Origin of the sequence: uncultured Bacteroides sp. (assembly GCF_937912035.1) — a bacterium.
Lineage (GTDB): Bacteria > Bacteroidota > Bacteroidia > Bacteroidales > Bacteroidaceae > Phocaeicola.
Map to the genome: position 1 here is coordinate 34,605 of NZ_CALDPF010000050.1, position 22,999 is coordinate 57,603.

Sequence of the window (22,999 nt, forward strand, 5' to 3'; positions counted from 1 at the left end):
TATTTTAAAATGTAAATTTCAAACCACCTGTATAAGTTGAATACAAAGGATATACATCTATTCCAGATGACATAGATTCAGGATCTGTATCCTTTATTCCGGAAATAGTTAGCAAATTTGCACCACGAACAAAAACTCGAATACCTCCTATCCCCCATTTATCGCATATTCTTGAAGGAATATTATATGCAAGTTCAACATTCTGTAGTTTAAAATAACTCATATTACGCAACCAGAAAGAAGAATCCTGAAAATTATGCTCAACTTTATAATAAGTCAAACGTGGATATTCACCTCCAATATTGTCTCTTACCCATGTTGAGTAATTGTTTTCACCGCTTCCACCTCTATAATAAGAGCTTGGTAATAGTCCTTCTCTTCCGGCTACTCCTGTTCCGACTGCTGTTAATTCTAATCCTTTATACTCTAAATTAATGTTGATTGCATAATTGAGTTTAGGAGTTGAATTACCTATACAAGCCTTATCATTATTATTTATTACTCCATCACCATTCATATCCTTATATTTCAGATCTCCTGCCTTCAAATCAGTAGAGAATGAAGATTTTACAGGATCATTCAACGCTTCTTCATCAGAGGCATACTTACCTGTACAAATCAGACCGTAAATATCACCGGTAGCTTTACCTGATTTTGAACGATACCATTTCTCGTTTTCAGGATAATTGGGCTCGTCGAGTTTAAGATACAAAGCATTATTACGTAAAAGATTTAATCCTATTCTATAATTTAAATCACCTATTTTATCTTTATATGAAGCCATAATCTCTACCCCATGAAATCTCGTTTTTGAGAAATTCTGATATGGTAAGACCTTGAAACCCAAATAGCTTGGATAATAATTAGACGGTTGTATAATCTGACCTTTTCTTGTTCTGTTATAATAAGACACATCAACATGTAACCTTTTATCAAACATCATAACTTCTCCACCCACAGTAAATTCATCCATATAAATCCAATCAAGATTAGGATTTCCAAGTGTGGTATATTGTGTAGAACTTGTAGAAGAAGTATTATTTCCTATCCAGTCTGACGAAGGACCTCCTGGATATCCAAAGGCATCAGCGCCATCGCTCTTCCAGTTTGATTCATATTTATATGTCGTACGATATGTAACGTCACCAACTCGTCCTATTTGGGCACGTAGTTTCAAGAAATCTACAACTTCACATTTTTTCATAAATTTCTCGTCAGAAAGTATCCATGCAGCCCCAAATGTAGGAAACATCTTATACCTATTCTTAGGAGCATAATAATTAGAACCGACGTAGTTTACAACTCCCTGGAAAATATATTTATCCTTAAGTATATACGATAAATCAAATATTCCGTTGGCCTGACGTATTGGTTCTTTATAACCTTCACGGACCCAATTACTCAGATTCATTGTAAGACCGGTTTTTAACTGATGATTTCCAAATGTTCTGTCATAAGAAAGACGTTCATACGCAGTATATTTAACACTATAATATTGATGTAACTTACTTTCACCTGAAGCAAGAGTCTCCCCCCTCACCTTTTCTGTATCATATCCATTTTCTGCTTCCGGATTAGGAATAATATAATAAGCCGCATATTGTTCACTTTTTCCTACACGTGTAAGATAAGAACCGTTGAATCCTATATACGAAGTAGATTTCAAGCCCTTGATCAAATGCCCAAAATCTATATCAAGCGAAACATTACCAATACCTGAACGATTAATTTCAGAATAATATCCACATCCTTCAATTCCTCCTATTGGATTATTAGGGTATGTCTTAGATATGGCATACATTGGCCTGCCAGTAGCATCACTAAAACCGATATGAACAGGATATGCGACAGGACTATTATTATTCACATGAGATATCAATGAGGTAAACTCATTTATATCTTCAGTGGAACCATAATTTGGAGAATGTCTGATACTTATATTTCCGGCAAAATCAAACCGTATTTTCATTATATCATTGAGCCTTACATCAAGATTTGTTCTAACATTAAGTCTATTGTAATCAGCCTTTCTGCCCAATTTGTAGATATCACCTTCACCGGTATATCCTATATAAGCAGCATACTGTACATTCCTGTTTCCTCCAATGGAAGAGACATTCGCTCTCTGATAAGAGCGTGTGTTTTTAAACATCATATCACGCCAATTTACATTAGGATATAATGGGTTATAAGGGTCGTTTAATGCATACTGTGATATAGCTTCATCGCTATACAACGGTTCAAGTCCACTATTAACTCTTGCCATATTATTTAGTCTTGCATAATCTACCCCATTTGTGTATTCTGGGAAACGATCCACAACACTGATACCACCTTCTAAGTTAACACTGATTCTTCTATCGTTAACTTTTCCTCGTTTTGTTCTGATATACATTATAGCCTGTGCGGCTGGTCCATAAAGAGACCTCGTTACAGGATCTTTCACCAACGTAACACTCTCAATTTCTTCCGGATCAAGAGGCATTTCCGTTATGTCAACCTGAATGTCATCAATAACATAGACCACACCCTGTCCACGTGAATATTCATCCACTTTCGAAGTGATACCATTGGTAGCATTCATCTCCTCAGCATGCAAGCCAGGTTGTCCATCTTTCTCGGATGAAGTATATCCAGACAAAAGACCTGTCATGGCGTTGCGCAAATCCGATGTCGGATATTTAGACAAATCATTTCCTGTAAGAGTAGAAAGATTGTCTGTTGCATAACGACTGTATGTAGAACTGTATGGTATACTGACAACATCATCAGAAGACTTAAGAAAAGCTGCTTCACTTAATACTATATTACCTCTAATCGCAAGATTTGAGACTATGCCTGAATATTTCTCATACCCCAACATACTGACTGACACAACAGCCGAAGGTTTTGAAACGAATGTCAATTCCCCGTTTACATCTGTAGTTGCATGTATTAATCCTTCACCTACTACTACAGATGCACCAGGAATTGCTTCACCTTTCTCATCCGTAACCTTTATTGTTACAGATATCTGGTTATTAACTTTTGATTGTTTTTGTGCCTCTACTTTTGTAGACATCAAAGTTATAAACAGCACAAATATGCAGAAAGCAATTTTATCCACACTTCTTAATATATTTCTAGTATTCATATATTATATTATTTTAATTACCAATATGGATTCAATGAAGTATCAAAATCCTTGAACTGATAATACATATTCAGAGTAAAAGGGAAACGATACATAGCATCATGCCATATAGTCATTTGTTTTGTATCTATCAAAGGCAATCTTGTATATCTATACCCTTCCGGATAAGCTGTTATATCATAATTACCGGAAAGTTTTTCTACATCCATACCATATAATGTTACCCCTCTTTGTTTTGAAGAATCCATCCAACGATTACAGTCGTAAAAATAATGACCTATAAATGCTAACTCTATACTACGTTCATTTTTTATGCGTTCCCTAAATACATCCTTATTTATAAGATATTCCGGACGAACGTCCCCCTGTTCTGCACGATCTCGAATAACCATCAATGCTTGATAAGATGTCATACCTCCTTCGACCGAGCCTTCTGGACCTCCTATTTCATTGGCAGCTTCAGCATAATTAAGATATAATTCGCTAAGCATAAATAAAGGATCTGTAATTTCTTTACTTCCAGTATTTGTCCAATTTATATCGCCAGTCAATCTCTTTTGCATGTATCCAGTAAAAGCATATCCTTTAAACTTATCAGAAATAATACAATCCGACTCCAATTTTGTACCATCAGTTTTTATCTGATACCACATATTTATTTTGTTCTGTATAGATGCGGACTGATGTTTCTTCTTATATACTGTAGGAGCCATATTATAGAATATAGTATGATAAAATCTTTTATCCAATCCTTTATAAGGAGTCTGTGGATTATATACACCAGCTTCAATTGCTTTATTCCTTTCTTCTTCAGTATTCATTGGAAAAGCCAATTGACCATTTACTGGCGCTATCTCATACCTATCTACAAAGTTCTGTGTTGGTAAAATACCCGTGGCATAACCGGTATTATTCATCATCGGCCCTGTCAATAGAGTTGTCATACCCTCGCTCTTAAAATTCAATTTACCATGTGAATCTGCCCAAATCTGTTCATTTGTATACTTTTTATTATAAGTATTATCAAGCCACTGTTCTATAGGAAGAAGTATATATCCATTATCTTCAGCCACTCTTATAGCCTCAAGACTAGCCTTTGCAGCGTCTATCCATAACTGTTGATCGTTATTATTATTATTTAATGGACTGGCAGCATAAAGCAAAGCTCTTGATTTTAAAGCCAAAGCAGCACATCCGTTAGGCTGATTCAATTTATATGTTGTAGATAAGTTACCTGTTTCTCCAGGTTTAGGATCTCGCCTCACCTTATTAGCCTTGACAAAATTCTCATAAGCCAAGTCCATATCTGCCGCTATTGCTTTATAAGTATCAACAGCAGACAATCTTGGCATATCAAAATCATCATCAGAAGCTAATGGTTCATACATATATGGCATGCCTCCCCACATACGACATAACTGGAAATACGCATATCCTCTGAAAAAGTATGCCTGAGCAAGCAAATCATATATTTCTTCCTCGCTTATGGCATTTTCCACTCTGTCGATATTGGCAATAACATTGTTACATATACGTATTGATACAAAACTCTCTTTAAAAATAGGACGACGTTCTGATATAAGTATACTAACTCCTTCTTTCCAATTTCCATTAATTACACTTCTTGCATATCCAGCACCATTTTCTGCTGCATCTGTCAATTCTTCAAATGACCATTTTGATCCCCATTTACTAAGATAAAGAGGATTTCCATTTCTCATTTTTGAATAAACAGGATTAAAATAGGCTCTAATATTATTCATATCTGTAAAAACTTCCTCTTCCTTAAGATTGGCATCCGGTGATATATTGAGAAAATCCGTACAAGATGATGTTATAGAAACTATTATTCCATATAATAACAATTTATATATTTTTTTCATAATCGTAATTATTTAGAAGTCCATATTAAAACCAATTCTAGCACTTGCCATTTGAGGATATGTACCCTCTTTATATAACTTAGATTCAGGATCTCCCATAGGTAATTCAGTAAACATCAACAGATTAGTTCCATCAACAAAGACATTAAAATTGTTCATTCCTAATACTTTCTTCAGAAATTTAGATTTTACATTATAAGCAAGCCTTATTTCCTTCAATTTTATATAATTTGCTCTTACCCATGAAAAACCCTGTATACCTAACTCAAAACCGTCATAATCATCTCCACCAGCAAATGACAAACTCGCAGCTCCCATACCATGATGAGTAGCATCATGATTATCAGGTCTCCAATAATCAACCTGATTCTCATGCATGACAACCTCAGTAGAAAAGAATTCTTTAAAGAATGCGGAATTATATAAAACATATTTTCCTATGTTCCCATACCAAACCATACTCATAGAAAAATTCTTATATTTCAATCCTCCTGTCAATGAAAATGAGCAAGGAGCATAATTACTCCCTTTTATTGAAAAAACATCCAAATTATCAATAACACCATCCGAATTATAATCAATATATTTATATCCACCTGTAGTAGCCATATACTTACTAATGCTTGTACTAGGATAAATATGAGATTCATCTATTGAATTAAAGAAATTACCGTCAATCGTAATCTGTCCGCTATTTCTTCCGCCATAGGCCTTACCTGCTATTTTCTGGTACTCAGGAGCATATGGTAGATCATCCTTACTTAGAATACGGTTTTCTGTAAATCCTGCCATAGCCTGAATATTATAATCAAGACCGTATGTTGTATGTTTTCTATAACCGACTTCAATTTCCATACCATGCTTCTTCATACTTCCAATGTTAAGATCTTTGAATGAAGTTCCCACAAATATATTATAACGAGGACTTAACAACATTTTGTCACGCTTTTCCTGATATAAATCCAAGCCCAATGTTAGTTCATTGTTAAGAAAGCTCATCTCAATACCAATATCCTGCTTACGTGCTTCTTCCCATTGAGCATGAAGATTAGGAATCTTGTCTTCAGTAATATTACTACCATTTTTAGAATATTCACTAATATAAAGCCAACGGTTTGCCGACGCATCACTACCGACAAGTCCATCCGAATACCTTACTTTGAATTTATTTATCCATGGAAAAGCCTTTTTGAAAAACTTTTCCTGCGAAATGACCCATCCTATTGCAAAAGAAGGGAAAAGTCCGAATCTGTTTGATGGAGCAAATTTCTCACTTCCTGTATATCCTACATTAAATTCAAAAAGATAACGTTTACCGTAATCGTATGTAGCACGCCCAACCCATGATTCATACAGATAAGGATAACCAGCACCTATATGGTTTATATCACGGTTCATAAGAGCAAGTCCTGTTACATTATGTTTACCAAAAGAACGGTCGTATCTCAAAGAAAACTCATAATGCAAAGCTTTATTAAAACTGCCAAGTCCACCTACACCAAGATTGGGATTCTCAACCTCATGATAATAGAAATCTCCTTCACCCTGCATTTTCCACGGATTTTGATCTGTTCCTATTCTTTCAGGATAAAAAGTCCAAAATTTCTGATTGTATGAAGAAGTAAGTGATGTATGTGTATAATATGTATTAAATGCTACCTTTGCCTGTAAAGACAATCCTTTGGTTATAAAATCAAGTTTTTGGTTCAGTACCAAGTCTGTAAACAGTTTCATTGAATTAGTCTGATTGAAATTCCCTAAATGTAAGATTGAATAAGGATTCTGATTTTTTACTGGGAAAGGAGCCATATCTGGTGATACTAACCTTATTCCATGTGCGTCAGGATAATACAAATCAGGAAATTCTTCAAGCATCCAAGCTGGATAATAAGCAGGATAATTCACACTGGAAGTAGAAAATACACTCCTCCAAGGGGAAGAACCTGGAGATTTATTAATAGAGATATCACCTCCAACCTTTAATTGTAATTTTGTAGATTTAGTAAGTTTGAAATCAAGATTAGTACGATAGTTAAATCTTCTATAATCAAAATTTGCATCATGATACTTATTATTTCCCTGATATGCAGTAAATAAGGAAGATTCTCTCATGAAACCAATAGAACTAAAATAATTTACAAATTCTGTACCTCCACTTAAATTTGCATTTGCATTTGTGACATTAGCAAAATTATTAGTAAGTTCATCAAGCCAGTCTACGTCTGGATACATAATAGCTTCCAACGGAGAAGAAGGATTAACATATTTTTGAATTGTAGACTGAGAAACAAGTTGTTCATATTTCTCAGAATTCATCAACTGTTCATTATAAGCATTCAATACTGTTCCTGCATCCACATGTTTTGGTAACTTTGTTGCCCACGAAATACCATGATTAAAAGAAATTTTAAATTTAGGATTACCTATTTTTCCTTCTTTTGTAGTGACAATTATAACACCATTGGCTCCACGAGCACCAAATACAGCAGTAGCAGAAGCATCTTTTAATACTGAAATTGTTTCTATTTCATTCGGATCAAGATCCGTGAAATCACGTTCAATACCATCTACCAATACCAACGGTTTACTTCCATTCCAACTTGATATACCACGAATTATGATCTCCGCATCATTTTTACCAGGTTGTCCACTTGTCTGCATAGTCATAACTCCTGACAACTTTCCTGTTATTGCATTAGTAATATTAGGTGTTCCTGAATTAACCAAATCTTCACTACCTACTTGAGAAATCGCTCCTACAACACTTTCTTTTTTCTGAGTTCCATATCCAACAACGACAACCTCATCAAGTTGCTCTACATCCTCGGACATCACCAAACTTACAAACCTTCTGTTACCCACAACTTCCTCCTTATTGGAATATCCCAAAAAAGAGAATTGCAACACATCTTTATTACTTGAAACATTAATCACATAATTTCCATCAAAATCAGTAATTGTTCCAGACGATGAACCTTTAACCATGACTGTCGCTCCAATTACAGGTTCTCCATTTTCATCTATCACTCGTCCGCGAACTTCTATTTTTGCGTCCTTATCCTTAGTAAAAACCTTAGTTTGCTTTTCTGTTCTCTTTGCTACATATATCTGTTTGCCATCCATAGAAAAGGTTAAACCTGTATCCTTAAATACACTATTCAACAATTCTGCTGTTAACTCAACAGACTTTACAGATATAGAAGCTTTCTGTTTTAAATCCAAATTAGAAGGATAAAAAAAAGAACAATTACTTTTCTCTTCTATAGCCAAGAATATTTTTTCCAAGGGCTGATTTTTGATATTTAAAGTCAGAATAATTTTTTCATCATTATTATGTACGACTTCTGCCGCCGACAAGGTAAAGCCGGACGGAACAATAGCAAATACAGCAAAACTATAAATATACCTAAATATTAACCGATTTAATCCATTGTATATTTTTTTCCTCATATATTTGTAACGATTATAAGTTTAACATGTTAATGTTAATTATCTATTCAATGAGACCGAGTGAATATTGCAGTATTCTCTCGGTTTTCTGTTTTAAGGTTTCATGTTTTCATATCTCAGTTTATTAAAAGGTTAATAATTAAAATTCGCTCACTCATAAATATGAACGTATTTGTTCATTTCTTATACTCACATTTTCTTTATTTTTTTCAAAAAAAAAAGGAAACACCGAAATGTTTCCTCTATATTGTTATATATAAATTACTTATAATCAAAATTTTATACAGTATAAGTTATTACCTTTCTTATCAAATTTTATAGGTAGAAAACCTCCTAGACTTTTCAAAGCTTCATCAAATGTCGGTTTAATTTCAAGTCTTCCAGTATATAAATTATTTTCTGCAAAATCTTCGGACAAGTTATAATTTACATTAACACCATAATATTTCGCCAAATCGGACAAAATATAAATAATAGATTTTTGATCATAATACAAAACACCGTTAATCCAACATATATAATTTTTCACATCAACAGTCTCAACAGTGGCATCACCATCATGTATATTATATTTCTGAGAGGGAGTCAATACTACAGTCGATTCCGCCTCTTCGTGTTTTCCTACTGAAACAGAACCAGAAACAAGCACCACACTTTCATTTTGTTCATCTGAATATGAAGACACATTGAATTTTGTACCCAGTACTCTGACATCCATTCCTTTTGTCCTTACATAAAATGGTTTTCCTTTATCTGGAGCAACCTCTATATAAATTTCACCATCAACAAATATTTCCCTTTTATCCGAAGAAAAAGATTTTGGATAAACGACTCTTGTACCTGAGTTGACCCACAAATTTGACCCATCAGCCAACACTAATTTACTTCTTTTACCCCTTGGAGTTATCAACTCATTATATTGCGCAACACTTTCCTTTTCTACATACTTTTCTTTCTTTTCTTCTTTACCAATAGATATCGTTTCCGATGATTTACTATAATTAATAACACTTTCATCTTCTTTCATACTGATTTTTCTGTCATCAGAAAGCAATAGTACTATTTCATCACTTACCTTCTCTTCAGATTGCTTACTATTCATGGCAAAAGTCATTATATCCAATTTATCCTTTTCTGAATAATAATTGATATAGGCCTTGTATCCAACCAAACACAATAAAAAGAAAGATGCCGCAATACCTATAATTTTGAATATGTTAAGAGTCAACAATCTACGCTTATCCACTTCACAAAATGACATCAATATCTCTTTCTCAAGATTACCAATCTCGTCATCGGACAGTCTAACATCATCCGTGTCATTACTAATAGATTTAATATATTCGCAAGCAGCCCTATATTCATCAACTCGTTTCATTATTATTAGCTCATTTTTCCAAAAAGCCTCCGACTCTTCTGTAGGATTGTTGACAGATTCTATGAAATATGAATCATGAAGAAAATCTTCAAACCCATAATCAACATATTTATTTCTTAATGTTTCTTCCATATATCTACCGTTTTCATTAAAAGAACGAAAAATAGGTGGATTTATACCCATATTATTCTATTAATATTAGTTAAGATACTCATTCCTACCTCTTTTTATAACTCTATGTATAAGATTATCCACAGACTGATATTTCATATCCATCGCCACCGCTATATCCTTTATACTCATATTTTCCACAAACCGCATCCGGATAATTTTACGTTGATGAGGATTTAACATTTCCATAAACTCTCTTAAACATTTAGATTTACATATATTTAATTCTTTATTCACATACTCTTCCTCAATATCGAATCCTTCAGACGAGTCAATTTCCGTTGGTTCTAAAGAAGAATTAAATTTAACTGTCCTACGCAACTCATCTATTATGATATTTTTCAAAACTATATGTAAATAAATCTTTACATTCGTTACTTTAGATATTTTTCCTCTGTTCTTATAAATTTTGAGAAAAGCCTCATGAATACAGTCTTTCACCAACTCTCTGTCATCCGTAAACTGTATTCCAAACCTAAAAAGGTTTTGTACATATCTACGATATAACATAGAAAAAGCTTCCTTGTCGCCAGACAAGAAATTTTTCCAAATTATAATATCATCATTCTCTTCCCCCATAAATTTACAATTGTAACATAGAATAGAACTCAACTATTTATTTTTAGGTTAATAAACATCAAGTTGCAATTATCGGGAAAAAAAATAAATAAAACAAGTTAAAAACACATTTTTAATAAAACATTCTATATTCAGAAGACAAATTCGCTCTAATAATACTTATCAAAAAACGCCTTGTCATTTGATTTAAAATAACAGTTCATTTAAAATCAAATGACAAGGCGTTTATTTAAAACCTCTACAACCTTTATAAAGTCTTCAATTTATACACTACAAAAGACATAGGCTGCAAAGAATCTGAAAGAATATTTTTCTCAACTTTTACATTTCCCTTCTTTGGTAATATCATATCAGGATCATCAAAAGTATTTTCTTTTTCCAGATTATCAGAATGAAGCGAGATAGTCTCCACATCATTCTGTAACTTTTTCTTCTTCAATCCCTTAAAGTCTATCTTTATATTCTGTGTATCACTGGAGGTATTGACAACTTTAATTATATACATCTGTGCATCTTCATCCCAAACCGCACTTGCAAACAGACCGTTCTGTTCTTTATCACCACATACGGCATTGTCGTCCATAGTCAGTTTCAATGCATGTGTTCCTTTGTTTGTAGCATAAAGTTGCTGAACATAATAGCTACATGTTTTCAACACAGAAAGATTATCGAACCAAATCAAGTCCGGACGCCACTGCCATCCTTCTACGTGTGCCAGCAAAGGAGCGTATGTAGCCATCTTGACGATATCAGAATTCCTTTCCAATCCTGTCATGAAAGCCGCTTCAAGTAATGCAGCACGGAAATGGTTCCATTTTTTTCCAGGAACATGACATGCATACTCACCTGCAAAAACCTTAGGACCCTTCCTATCATAGCTGTCATATCTCTTTCCCTGAGAAATGAACCAGTTGTCAGGACGATAGAAATGTTCGTCTACCAAATCTACCTTAAGTTCCTTCATTCCCTTCCAAAGATGATCAAATTCCTTACCTTCAGGATATGGTCCTGACGAACCTACTATCTTGATTTCAGGGTGCTGCTTTCTAAGAACTTCTACAAAAGCTCTCAGTCTGTCAACATAAATCTGCCCCCATTGTTCATTACCGATACCCAGATACTTCAGATTGAATGGTTCAGGATGTCCCATTTCTGCTCTCAACTTTCCCCATTTTGTTTCTGTACTACCATTGGCAAATTCTATCAAATCCAAAGCATCCTGAACAAACATATCAAGACTGTCAGCTGACATCTGACAATCATCGCTATTCTGGTACTGACACAACAGACCGCAGTTCAAAATAGGCAAAGGTTCGGCTCCTATATCTTCGGACAACAGGAAATATTCATAAAAGCCTAATCCGTATGACTGGAAATAGTCAGGAAAGAACCTGTGAGGGAAAGTATAATGCCATCTGTTCTCATTAGTAGGTCTGTTTTCTACCTGTCCAACAGTTTCTTTCCACTGATATCTGGACGATGCGTCAGTACCTTCTACTATACATCCTCCCGGAAATCTGAATACGTCAGGCGAAAGATCATACAATGCCTGTACAAGATCTTTTCTCAGACCATTCTTTCTTCCTTTCCAGGTATCTACAGGGAACAGTGACACATGTTCCAAATCCACACTACCTTTAGTTTCAAGGAATATACGAAGATGTGCCTTCTTCTCTTCAACTTTAGGTTTAAGTGTAATTTCATATTTATTCCACTCATCAGACACTACTTCAACTTTTCCGGAAGTAATAACCTGACTTTCACCCATAGTGTCGTTATCAATAAGTTCTACCCGTATTCTTTGACCTTTACCACGAGCCCACACAGAAAAACGATATTCATTGTCTGCCTTAAGCCCAATTCCAAAGTAGCCTTCATTCTCGATTCCGGTATGTTTATGAGGGTGTGAAGCTTTACTTAAACGAACATAATGAGGATTACGGTTGAAAGGTCCGTCGTTCATCAGAACAACATTTCCAAATACGTTCCACCCCATTAAATTCTGATCGAACTCAAAAGATCTGTTCTTTACCAATTCAGCATACAATCCTCCATCAGCCCCAAAATTTATATCCTCGAAAAACAACCCGTACATAGTAGGGCTTATTTCAGATATGACTTTGTTGGCATGTACAGTCATTATATTTTCATTGGCATAAACAGTCCCAGCAGCTGACATAAGAGATAAGGCTGCGGCTATAAATGTGTTTTTACTTCTCATGGTTTAATATTATTTTTTAAGTTTTTATGAGCAAATTATCATTTAAAGTTACCTGTTTGTTAATAAACGAAACAATTTTATACTTGCAAAGATAATGCCTAACTTCGAATAACAGATGATTTATATAATATTTTTTGAAGCATAATCTTAAATTTCACATATAAACGAATATAACAGACAGGTTATGAACGGACCTTCAATTTTAACGTTCTTACCGGTCGTAGATAATATTTCACAGTCTTACCTGCCGGCCTGATATTAGTTGCTCCAAACATACTGAATGCATACCCACCATTTTCACACAGATATCTGTTCTCTGTATAAAAAATATTATGTCCATTTTCCTCCAAATAAGTATTCAGTTCACCAAGATTCTTGGAAAACTCCTTAAAGAAATCTTCGGCTTCTTCTCTAGTGAAAGTTCTCCAATCAGAGATACCGTCAATTTCATAGTTACTCAATATTTCCAAAGCCTCACCTTCTTCATATATCTGAAACCATTGGTCGGGAGATATGACAGTTACTAAAGCCTCTCCTGTTTCTATCTCTTCTGATTTCCATAAATAGAAAGGCCCCCATATTGCGTTTGGCGAAGGAAGCTCATCTACATAAAATACATCATCCGGATCTACAGAAGTTTCATCGTCGGGCTCATCATTATCATTTTCATCTCCACCATCCTCATCGTCAACCGTATTACCGTTTTCAAAATCAATAACAACTTCTTCTTCCATATTCCAACCACTTATCTGAAAATCTCCATCCATACTTAAATCTTCATCAAATCCTCCGGTAAATTTATAAGGTTGTCCTGATTTTAAGCCTCCGGAAAATATATATTGATACTCTTTTATTTCATTGTCATAGTCAAGTCTTACTGTTACTGTTGTCTTCTCTCCTTCTGCCGGGAATAAGAACTTCTGACCGGAAATCCACTTACCGTTATTCAACTCACAAGCTATAACCGCACTTTGTATTCTATCAGAAAATCCTCCTTCGACATGATGACCACAACATACAGGGGATATTTCCACATTCACACTCCTTACCTCTGTTGGAATATTACTAAACTCAAATTCAGTAGAAGAAACAATATAGATGGGAATAAAATTTATCTCCGTCTGCTTGTCTATATTCAATGTGGAATGTGCAGACATGACTGGCTTATCAGATATTCCAGAAGCATTTATGGATATCATAGGTTTACCATTTATATCGTTCATAAGAATGAAATTATCCTTGTCTACCCCAAGAAAAGCATTTACTGAATACTTGCCTTTATTGACAGATGCCAGAATACCATCACCCTCCTCATAATAAAACTCTGTAATGGCAGAAGTAGTTTTTTCCACACAAAAAATGCGAACCGGATATTCCAGTTCAATAATATCACCATTTTGATTCTTACGAAATTTTAAATAGACATTTACTACTCCGTCTTCATCGGAGGTATCATCATTTTCATTGATTGTGTATTTACTACATGAAAAAAGTAATGTAACAAAGAGCAACACTAATGGATATAACTTAATTCTACAAACCATAATACACCCTATATCAAGAATTTACACCACTAATATATATAATATTTATAAAAAATGCTATATACTGTTCCATAAAAAACAGTATATAGCATAAAAACAATTATTAATAACAAATCAATAGGTCAATGCCGGATCATGATAAACATCAATATGTGTCTATTCATATCAAAAAATAAATTTATTTTCTGTAAGCAATAGTAGCCGACTGAGGTGCTGCAGCAAGAGTCTTACCCTTGGAATCTTTCAAGCCTTTCTCCGGTGAAATCTTTCCATCGTAACAAACCAAACGGTATGTTCCTTCCGGCACCTCAACCTTTGCAGTTTTAGTTCCAGCGTTAAGTATCACTGTTATATCCTTCCACTCCTCACCTTCAGGCTGTCCCTTGATGCGAAATGCCACAACCCCCTTAGTCCCGGGATTTATAAATTCAAGATGTTCATAAACCTTATCGGCTGTACCCAAACGGAATGCAGGATGAACCTTACGAAGAGCAATAAGTCCTTTTATATATTCGTAAGAATCGTTATGCTGCTTTTTCAGACGCCAGTCTATCACATTAATTGAATCAGGACTGTTATATGAATTCTTAACTCCCTTCTTGTCGCGCATCAGTTCATCACCTGTAAAGATGAAAGGAACGCCCTGTGATGTAAATACAGCCGTTTCTGCCAACTTCAATAAACGCATACGCTGCTTAGTGTCAGCTTTTGGAGCTGTAATGAGAAGACGGTCGCCTATACAGTGATCATCATGGCAGCTTATATAGCTTATCATCTGAGTAGGCTGTGCTGTCCATGATGCAGGATAGTCCTTCAAAGCCTCTTTCAACTGAGGATGAGGTAGTGCAGCAGCAATACCGAACATAACACCCGACTCATATCCCTTACCTTCAGTGACAAAAGCTCCCTTAGCATCGTCACTCCATGAGCCACGCAAGCTGTCGCGGAATTCATCGCTGAATGCAGCAATTCCGGGCATCTGCCATGTGTTGGCCTTCATAGCCAGTTTTTCTTTAGGATATTTAGGAGCGCTTGCAGCCCATCCTTCGCCATAAATGAAAATTGTAGGGTCAATCTTATCAAGTTCGGTACGAATAGCCTTCATAGTCTCTATATCATGTATTCCCATAAGATCGAAACGGAAGCCATCAACATGGTATTCATTCACCCAATGTTTCACTGATTCCACTATATAACGGCGCACCATATCACGATCACTAGCAGTCTCATTTCCACAGCCTGAACCATTGGCAAATGTTCCATCCTCATTCTGACGATAGAAATATCCAGGTACTGTCAATTCAAAATTACTGTGTTCTGTATTGAAAGTATGATTATATACTACATCCATTATCACTCTGATACCAGCCTTATGGAGTGACTGCACCATCTGCTTGAACTCACGAATTCTGACTTCAGGCTTGTACGGATCTGTTGAATATGAGCCGTCAGGCACATTGTAGTTCTGAGGGTCATATCCCCAATTATACTGAGGTGTATCAAGCTTAGTTTCATCTACAGACGCATAATCGTATGACGGAAGAATATGAACATGAGTGATACCTAGCTCCTTCAAGTGGTCAATACCTGTAGTCTGTCCATAAATGTTTCTGGTTCCTTCTTCAGTCAAAGCAAGAAATTTTCCCTTGTTTTCAATACCAGACAAACTGTCTAACGAGAAATCACGATGATGCATTTCATACAGAATAATGTCATTGAAACTCTTCAGTTCTGGACGTTTGTCATTTTCCCAACCTTCAGGATTAGTACTATTCAAGTCCAATATGGCAGCACGCTTGCCGTTCACACCTACAGCCTTTGCCATCACTCCCGGAGTATCGTCAAGCCATTTACCGTCAATACATACATTGAATGTATAGAACTTGCCGTTAAGATCTTCATCGACTTCTGCAGTCCACTGCCCGTTATCTCCACGACTCATTTTCACAGAATTCACCGCCTGACTGCCAATTCCTTCATCAAATATATTAACTCTTACAGCCTCTGCAGTAGGCGCCCACAGCATAAAGTTTGTCGACTTGGGGGTATATACCATTTCCGTCCATTCGGTAGAGAATGACGGATAGTCTGCATACGACTCATACCTGTTAGTCTCCCCACAACCTATAGTAGTTACTATCAGTGGTAATGTCATCAGTTGTTTTAGTTTTATCATGATACTATCGTCAAAATAAATAAAAAGATAATTAATTCCATAGAAATAATCCAAAATCTCTTAACTACTCAACTTTTCATATTCAGACTAATTCTTTATCATATCATTTAGTTATTAATAAGAAAATTAGAATAAATAACAAAGTCATGTGGAGCTACAGTCGGCTGTGTTCCGGCAACATTACTTACCTGTTCAGCACTGATAAAGTTATAATATCCGCTCCAACCCGACGGGACTTGAGCTGAAGATGTCTGTTCTTCTGTCGTAAAATTACCCACAATGAAAAGTTTCTTTCCGTCTATACTTTCAATTGAAATATTACGGCATCCTTCCCAATAACTTTCAGATACTTCCCATCTGAATGTCGCATCAGAAGAGAAAAGCTGTGGTAGTTTATTTCTAAGTTTAAGAATAAGGGTATAAGTCTCTGTGAGTTTTTTTCTATACTGATCATTCAAATACTCCCAATGTAAAGGCTTACGTCCTGTACGACCATTCTCTTCAATAGAAACATCATAACCCATTTCTCCAAACTGCCATATCATTTTCGGTCCTGGTACAGTAAGGAAAAAAGCCGTATTTGTAGCCATACTTTTCATTCGGTTTGCCAGATTAGTTTTTAAGTCACCATTACCGTACTCCTTTGCCTTAAAAGCAGTACGTTCTTCGTCATGGCTCTCCATAAAACTTATATAGCCACCGAACTTCATATTATTAGTGCCTGTATATATTCCTTCAAAACCACTGTCGTCTTGCCAACCCATTCCAGACTGGCAATACGCATTGTTACCATTTCTCCATAGTTTAAGACCATAGTCTGCAAGTTCTTTTTCTTCTTTATCACAACAGAAATGTTCCAATATAACCACGGCATTTTCGTTTGCCTCATGAATAGCGTCATAATAATCTTTCAAAACAGCTATACGATTTCCATCATAATCAGATGCGGTACTTTCACTACATTGACGCTGAGTGAAACCTTTCGTAAGGTCAAAACGGAAACCATCTATCTTGTATTCATCTAGTAAGAATTTGAGGTTTCGTTTTACGAAAGTCTTTACAAGCTCTGATTCATGGTTGAAATCATGGAATACACCATAAGGATGAGGTGCATCAACATTAAACCACGGATTATTAGCTGCTGTCTTATTATTCTTGCTGTCCCAATACAATTTTGCAAAAGGATGTGCTCCTGTTGCATGATTATATACCACATCAAATAGAACGGCTATTCCCCTATTGTGACATTCATCAATAAACCTCTTATACATTTCTTTTGTTCCGTATGCTTTGTCCATGGCAAAGAAGAAGCATGGGTTATATCCCCAACTGTCGTTACCATCGAATTCCTGTACCGGCATCAGCTCTATGGCATTTATTCCAAGACCTTCCAGATAGTCAAGTTTGCTTATTGCGCCATTAAGATCGGATGTTGAAGTAAAGTCTCTGAGGTGCAATTCATATATAAGGAGATTATCTATGTCCTTTATCTTGAAATCATTATTATGCCATGGATATTCATCCTTATTAATCTTGAATGTAGAAACTATTCCTATACCTTTCTCCGGATAAACCATTTCAGACGAAGGATATGTCGATTCAGGGATATACTTATCATTATCAGGGTCAAGAATCTTTTCGGAATATGCATCAGCCAGTCTAATTACATCACCGTCTTTAGTTCCTGTATAATATTGGAAGCGATATTCCTTTTCCGGATCCAAATTTTCAACAGTTATCCACCAGCATCCGGCTAAATTATCCCTATACATTTGAGAAGTGCCGTCATTGGCTAATGTCCAGTTATTGAAATCACCTAATATGTATGCAAAGTCTTTATGATTTCCATTCTTATCCTTATCATAGAAAGCAAAAGTCACACTGCTTCCACCTGATATATTTATACCTTCTACTGTCCCTGCCGGCATAGTCTGCTCAATTATAGGAGCAGGTTGGAAAGCTGTGTATTTATTATCGGTTACCTCAATAAAAGAATCTTCTTCTATTCCCTTCTTACTACCATCGGAACTACGTATTACTATACCAAGTTTATTAATAGCAGTCTCACCCGAAGCAAACCATTCTCTTATAGATGGAGAAAGAGATATAGACCAGCAATTGTCATCCTTCTTCGTCATTTTACATTTGGCTATGTTCTCGTTCCATTCGGCAGGAACAAAAGCCCATACACCTTGAGTGATAACTCCGGTGTGAATATAAACATCTCCCATATAGCCGTAAAGCTTTGATTTTACAGGAGCCTTAAAGTTAATAGTAAGTTCAGAATCAGCATCAGGATTTTCAGGTGACCAAGTGAGTCCTTCCTTTAATGTCTCTTCATTGTCATCTCCTTCATCACTTGAATCATTTCCTGAATTTTCACTATCCGATTCATTATCAAAAGTCTTGTCCTGACATGAACTTTGAGTAAATATGAACAATGAAATTAATATATAGAAACCTATTTGAAGAGTCTTTTTCATGGTAGTCAGGTTAAAAAAAGAATTGCCACCCATCGGAACTTTTGTATTCCTCCGAATGGCAATTCATTGATTATAATTAGTTATTATCTTGCAAAGAAGGCAAATTGGCCTGTTATATCATTAAAGAATACATCGTATGTACCTGCAGGAAGTTTAAAGTTAGCTCCATTTAGATCAGCTTTACCAAAAGGAATATCACCTAAATTTACGCCAGTACCCCAACTTACTGTCCATGCTTTATCTGCATTAAACTTCAGTTCACTTTCACTTTCTACTGTAAAATTATTTATATACCAATTATGTGGAGCAGCTTTAATCAATTGTACATTATCAACCTGGTTCCAACCATTAAATCCACCTACTAAACCGATTGATGTATACTCAACGACACTTTGATTCTCTTCTTTAACCATCTCATATTTCATTTCAATGAGATTTAATGTTAATGTATATATTCCATTGTCAGGTGTCTGAATTGCACCAACATTTCCTTGAACTAATTTACCTTCTAGATTTGTATCACCATCAATCTGTGTACCAATGGCATTGTCCCAATTTCCAAAATCAGCAGCCGCCCATATTTTAAAGTTAGGAGTTCCAGCATTATTATTCGAAAAATCTGTTGTATATGTAAAAATACTCTCTTCCAAATTTACAGGATATAAGGCACAACTCTTAGTTCCTGTATTCCAACCTTGTATATTGCCAACAATATAATATTCCGGGATTATCAAAGGTTTTTTAGGCGTAATATTTACAGAAACTTTTTCAGCACTTAAAAACAAAGCTTCTCCATCAATATTCATACTAGCTTCAGCTTTAAGAGCAAGCGTGCGCATTTCATCTTTCTTTCCATACAAGTCTTCTATAGTTTTCTGCAGTACTTCTACGCTAGCTTTACCTTCCTCATTAACTTCAATCTTACGCCATTCCTCAACATCTTGTTTTGATACATAAGCTGTAAGATTTTCAATTTTACTGCCTTCTACCTGATTATTTACCTGATAAGAAAAAAGTATCACAGAATCTTCTGTTGCTGTTTCTAGATTAATATCAGCTGCCGGCGTAATAGTCATGCCTGAAGCTGCAAGAATTTCTTCCTGTTCCCAAGTCTGTGGAGCTGCAACATCTGCATTGAAATCTTCATTACATGAAGCCAAACCTATCATTGCAGCAAATATAGCTGTATATAAAAATTTCTTTTTCATAGATCCATTTTAATTTAGCTTGTCGGGGAAAAATTATCCCCGACAACATTTTTATATTATTCAATTTTACCAGTTCCGGCTGTGAAGTTGATATATAGTTTCTGACCTACAGCACCCTGAATACGTGCCTGATCACCACCATTACCTCTATATTCCAATTTATTGTTGAAAACCATAAATTCACTTCTCCACCAGTCGTGACCTTCCAATACTACGCACGCACGTACTTCACCGGCATTTGTAAACGCAGGAGATACAAAGAATTCGTCTGCTACCTGAGGAACCGTAAATTTCAAAGCTTCTTCCGGAGCCCATTTATCTCCAATTACAGGTCCAAACAAATATACTGCAGGCTCATTAATATCCATGGTATATCTAAGTTCAGCTCCTTCTATTGCTGCCTTAACAACCAATAAATACCATCCTCCTTTAGTAAAGCCAATCTTTCCAGAATTATCTGTTACAACAGCTTCATAATTATCATTAATTGTCGTTTCTGCAAATCCGGCACTAGTTTCTTCTGTTGAAGTTTGACTTAACTTGATACTACTGTTTTCAGGAATAAATATCAATCTCCAGAATTTTCCTTCAACTCCATTTACAGGAACCATCTCAAGTGTATTGTCCCAATTCCATTCACAGAAGTCACCACCGATATACAATTTCTTTGGAATCTCAATTGGCGGTAAAGTATATTCCAATTCTGTTTTTATCTCGATAGAATTTGAATAAACAGGCTCTTTAAGATCTGTTACAACAGCTTTTAGTCTTAAATATAAAGGAGTCTGAAGAGGGAAATCGTCTTTAACCTTACCTTCTGCTATGAAAAGGTTTGTAGCACAAACTGCCAACTCATTAGTCTTTACCTCCATTTTAGCAGTAGTAAACTGCGTAGGCAGCACTTGTACTTTTTCAAAATCATCAGTCAAAGAGATTTCCAAAGTATACGTAACGGCTGCAGTAAAACCATAATCAGGCTGTGAACAAGTCAGCCAAATATGAGAAGAACTGTTCAAATCGAAAATATTACCAGACAAAGCCGGTTTATTCAAGGTAAACGTTTCCGGCTGGTTATATACAGGATTGGAATCTCTATCGCTATCGCAAGAAGAGAAAATGGCCATTCCTGCAAGTAATAATGTAAATATCTTATTTTTCATAATTTATATCTTTATAATGTCATTAAAACAACATAATATTAATATCCGAAATTTTGTTCAAGATTAGGATTTGCCACTATTTCCTTTGTCGGTATCGGATAAAGATTTCTATAAGCGTCAAAGTTTGTACCTTCCTTTGTACCACCTTTCCAATCCCAAACATAGTCAGTATTTCCACCAAACTTACCAAATCTGATAAGATCTATACGACGACGTCCTTCGAAAGCAAATTCCCTACACCATTCGTCACAAATATCATTCAATGAATATGTAGGTTGTTTTGTTGCATTTGCTCTATCTCTAAGATCGTCAATATAAGGTTTAGCCTCATCAGGTAGTTCAAGCCTTGTTTTTGCCTCTGCTATAATCAGATATGCTTCCGCAACTCTCATGAAAGGAACATCCATATCTACAAATTTGGCATCTTTTGGTGTTGCACCTGTAGAATATTTATTTGTAAACTTCGCACAAGAATATCCGTGAGTAAAATTGGATACATCTTCAACTTCAAGCTCTCTGTCTTTTCCATAGAACAAAGCACGGTCGTCTTTAGCTTGTTTTACCATTTCATTTTCATCAACATTTGGAGCATCATTGTTAGGGAAGAACATAGTCATCATCTGTTTTCTTGCTCTATTACCAGCCCAGTTTTCACTTGTTCCGGCATTATTCATGTCTGTTTTATGAGTAGCAGCAACCAAGAACGTACCACAACCATAGTTTTGTGTATCTATACCATCCTGAAGTATCGGAAGAATGATTTCATTCTGTGCACCATTGGTATTATTATCACCCATGAACAGATTTTTATATGGTTTACAAAGAGTATATCCGGATTCAAGTACCTTTTCTGCATAAGTAACCGCCAATCCCCACTGTGGAGTTCCTGTATAGACTTCAGCATTAAGATAAAGTCTAGCCAACAATAACCATGCAGCAGCCTTGTCTACTCGACCGTATGTGTTTGTTTTAGGGTCTTTCATATCATCCACACACTCCAGAAGCTCTTTCTCTATGAATTCATATATTGTTTTCCTGTCAGACTGCTCTGCTTGCTCTGTAGAAACCTTTACAATAAGAGGTATATTACCATAAAAATCCATTGCATAATAATAATATAATGCTCTTAGAAATCTGGCTTCTGCCCTAAGATCTGTTGCAGTTGCATCATCTACAGTATTCTCTAAGAAATAGTTTGCCATTGTTATACCAAAATATAATCTGTAATACATGGCTGTCATCATTCCGTGTGAAGCATCCCACTGAGTAAAATTATATTCAGGCACACCTGCATCACCCCAGCAACATACAGCCTCATCAGTAGGCAATTCATTCATATTCCATAATTGTCTGAAGAAATCTGATGTTCCCTCATCTATACCGTCAATGTCACCATTACCTGCAGGTCCGATATTACCTGTTAATGCCATATTAGCATATATCTTTGCAAAAATAGGATCTCTGTTAAATTCAACAGAAGTACTTTTATCTATTGTAGGGTCAACATTCAGGTCACCGATACATGAACTAGTTCCCATAGCCAATGTAAAAGCTACTGCAGGAACCAGATGTTTTAATATATAGAATTTCATAATTTTCCTTTTTAAGTTAAG

Annotated in this window: 12 protein-coding genes; all 12 read right to left on the reverse strand. The window is 35.5% G+C overall.

Translation table 11 applies throughout. From position 1 onward, the window contains the following. Positions 1–4 precede the first annotated feature (4 nt). Entirely contained in the window at positions 5–3,133 is a 3,129-nt protein-coding gene (locus Q0486_RS14125) for a SusC/RagA family TonB-linked outer membrane protein (RefSeq protein ID WP_299234700.1), read from the reverse strand. A 17-nt stretch (positions 3,134–3,150) separates the two neighbouring features. Then, positions 3,151–5,016: a RagB/SusD family nutrient uptake outer membrane protein gene (locus tag Q0486_RS14130; RefSeq protein ID WP_299234702.1), complete on the reverse strand. Its 1,866-nt coding sequence runs from the start codon at positions 5,014–5,016 to the stop codon at positions 3,151–3,153. A gap of 12 nt (positions 5,017–5,028) precedes the next feature. Next, entirely contained in the window at positions 5,029–8,301 is a 3,273-nt protein-coding gene (locus tag Q0486_RS14135; RefSeq protein ID WP_299234705.1) for a TonB-dependent receptor, read from the reverse strand. A 436-nt stretch (positions 8,302–8,737) separates the two neighbouring features. Beyond that, on the reverse strand, positions 8,738–9,976 hold the full coding sequence (locus Q0486_RS14140; protein WP_299234708.1) for a FecR family protein: 1,239 nt from the start codon (positions 9,974–9,976) through the stop codon (positions 8,738–8,740). Positions 9,977–10,042: 66 nt separating this feature from the next. Next, on the reverse strand, positions 10,043–10,594 hold the full coding sequence (locus Q0486_RS14145; protein ID WP_299234711.1) for a sigma-70 family RNA polymerase sigma factor: 552 nt from the start codon (positions 10,592–10,594) through the stop codon (positions 10,043–10,045). A gap of 247 nt (positions 10,595–10,841) precedes the next feature. Further along, complete coding sequence (locus tag Q0486_RS14150) at positions 10,842–12,773, reverse strand: alpha-L-arabinofuranosidase C-terminal domain-containing protein (RefSeq protein WP_299234758.1); 1,932 nt, start codon at positions 12,771–12,773, stop codon at positions 10,842–10,844. 224 nt (positions 12,774–12,997) lie between these two features. Continuing rightward, a complete protein-coding gene (locus tag Q0486_RS14155; protein WP_299234713.1) occupies positions 12,998–14,359 on the reverse strand; it encodes a hypothetical protein in 1,362 nt (453 codons plus the stop codon). 178 nt (positions 14,360–14,537) lie between these two features. Further along, positions 14,538–16,532 carry a type I pullulanase gene (pulA, locus tag Q0486_RS14160; protein WP_299234761.1) on the reverse strand — a complete coding sequence of 665 codons (1,995 nt, stop codon included), beginning with the start codon at positions 16,530–16,532 and terminating at the stop codon, positions 14,538–14,540. 110 nt (positions 16,533–16,642) lie between these two features. Beyond that, the gene (locus tag Q0486_RS14165) at positions 16,643–19,018 is read right to left on the reverse strand and encodes an alpha-amylase family glycosyl hydrolase (protein ID WP_299234716.1); all 2,376 of its coding nucleotides are present in this window, start codon (positions 19,016–19,018) and stop codon (positions 16,643–16,645) included. 83 nt (positions 19,019–19,101) lie between these two features. Continuing rightward, positions 19,102–20,226: a DUF5115 domain-containing protein gene (locus Q0486_RS14170; protein ID WP_299234719.1), complete on the reverse strand. Its 1,125-nt coding sequence runs from the start codon at positions 20,224–20,226 to the stop codon at positions 19,102–19,104. A 56-nt stretch (positions 20,227–20,282) separates the two neighbouring features. Then, the gene (locus Q0486_RS14175) at positions 20,283–21,386 is read right to left on the reverse strand and encodes a SusF/SusE family outer membrane protein (RefSeq protein WP_299234722.1); all 1,104 of its coding nucleotides are present in this window, start codon (positions 21,384–21,386) and stop codon (positions 20,283–20,285) included. Positions 21,387–21,424: 38 nt separating this feature from the next. Further along, the gene (locus tag Q0486_RS14180) at positions 21,425–22,978 is read right to left on the reverse strand and encodes a RagB/SusD family nutrient uptake outer membrane protein (RefSeq protein WP_299234724.1); all 1,554 of its coding nucleotides are present in this window, start codon (positions 22,976–22,978) and stop codon (positions 21,425–21,427) included. Between the last annotated feature and the right edge of the window lie 21 nt (positions 22,979–22,999).

Coding starts and splice junctions, on each gene's coding strand:
- Q0486_RS14125 (WP_299234700.1), bottom strand. CDS start 3,133: ATGAATACTAGAAATATATTAAGAAGTGTGGATAAAATTGCTTTCTGC.
- Q0486_RS14130 (WP_299234702.1), bottom strand. CDS start 5,016: ATGAAAAAAATATATAAATTGTTATTATATGGAATAATAGTTTCTATA.
- Q0486_RS14140 (WP_299234708.1), bottom strand. CDS start 9,976: ATGGAAGAAACATTAAGAAATAAATATGTTGATTATGGGTTTGAAGAT.
- Q0486_RS14145 (WP_299234711.1), bottom strand. CDS start 10,594: ATGGGGGAAGAGAATGATGATATTATAATTTGGAAAAATTTCTTGTCT.
- Q0486_RS14150 (WP_299234758.1), bottom strand. CDS start 12,773: ATGTCAGCTGCTGGGACTGTTTATGCCAATGAAAATATAATGACTGTA.
- Q0486_RS14155 (WP_299234713.1), bottom strand. CDS start 14,359: ATGGTTTGTAGAATTAAGTTATATCCATTAGTGTTGCTCTTTGTTACA.
- Q0486_RS14165 (WP_299234716.1), bottom strand. CDS start 19,018: ATGAAAAAGACTCTTCAAATAGGTTTCTATATATTAATTTCATTGTTC.
- Q0486_RS14170 (WP_299234719.1), bottom strand. CDS start 20,226: ATGAAAAAGAAATTTTTATATACAGCTATATTTGCTGCAATGATAGGT.
- Q0486_RS14175 (WP_299234722.1), bottom strand. CDS start 21,386: ATGAAAAATAAGATATTTACATTATTACTTGCAGGAATGGCCATTTTC.
- Q0486_RS14180 (WP_299234724.1), bottom strand. CDS start 22,978: ATGAAATTCTATATATTAAAACATCTGGTTCCTGCAGTAGCTTTTACA.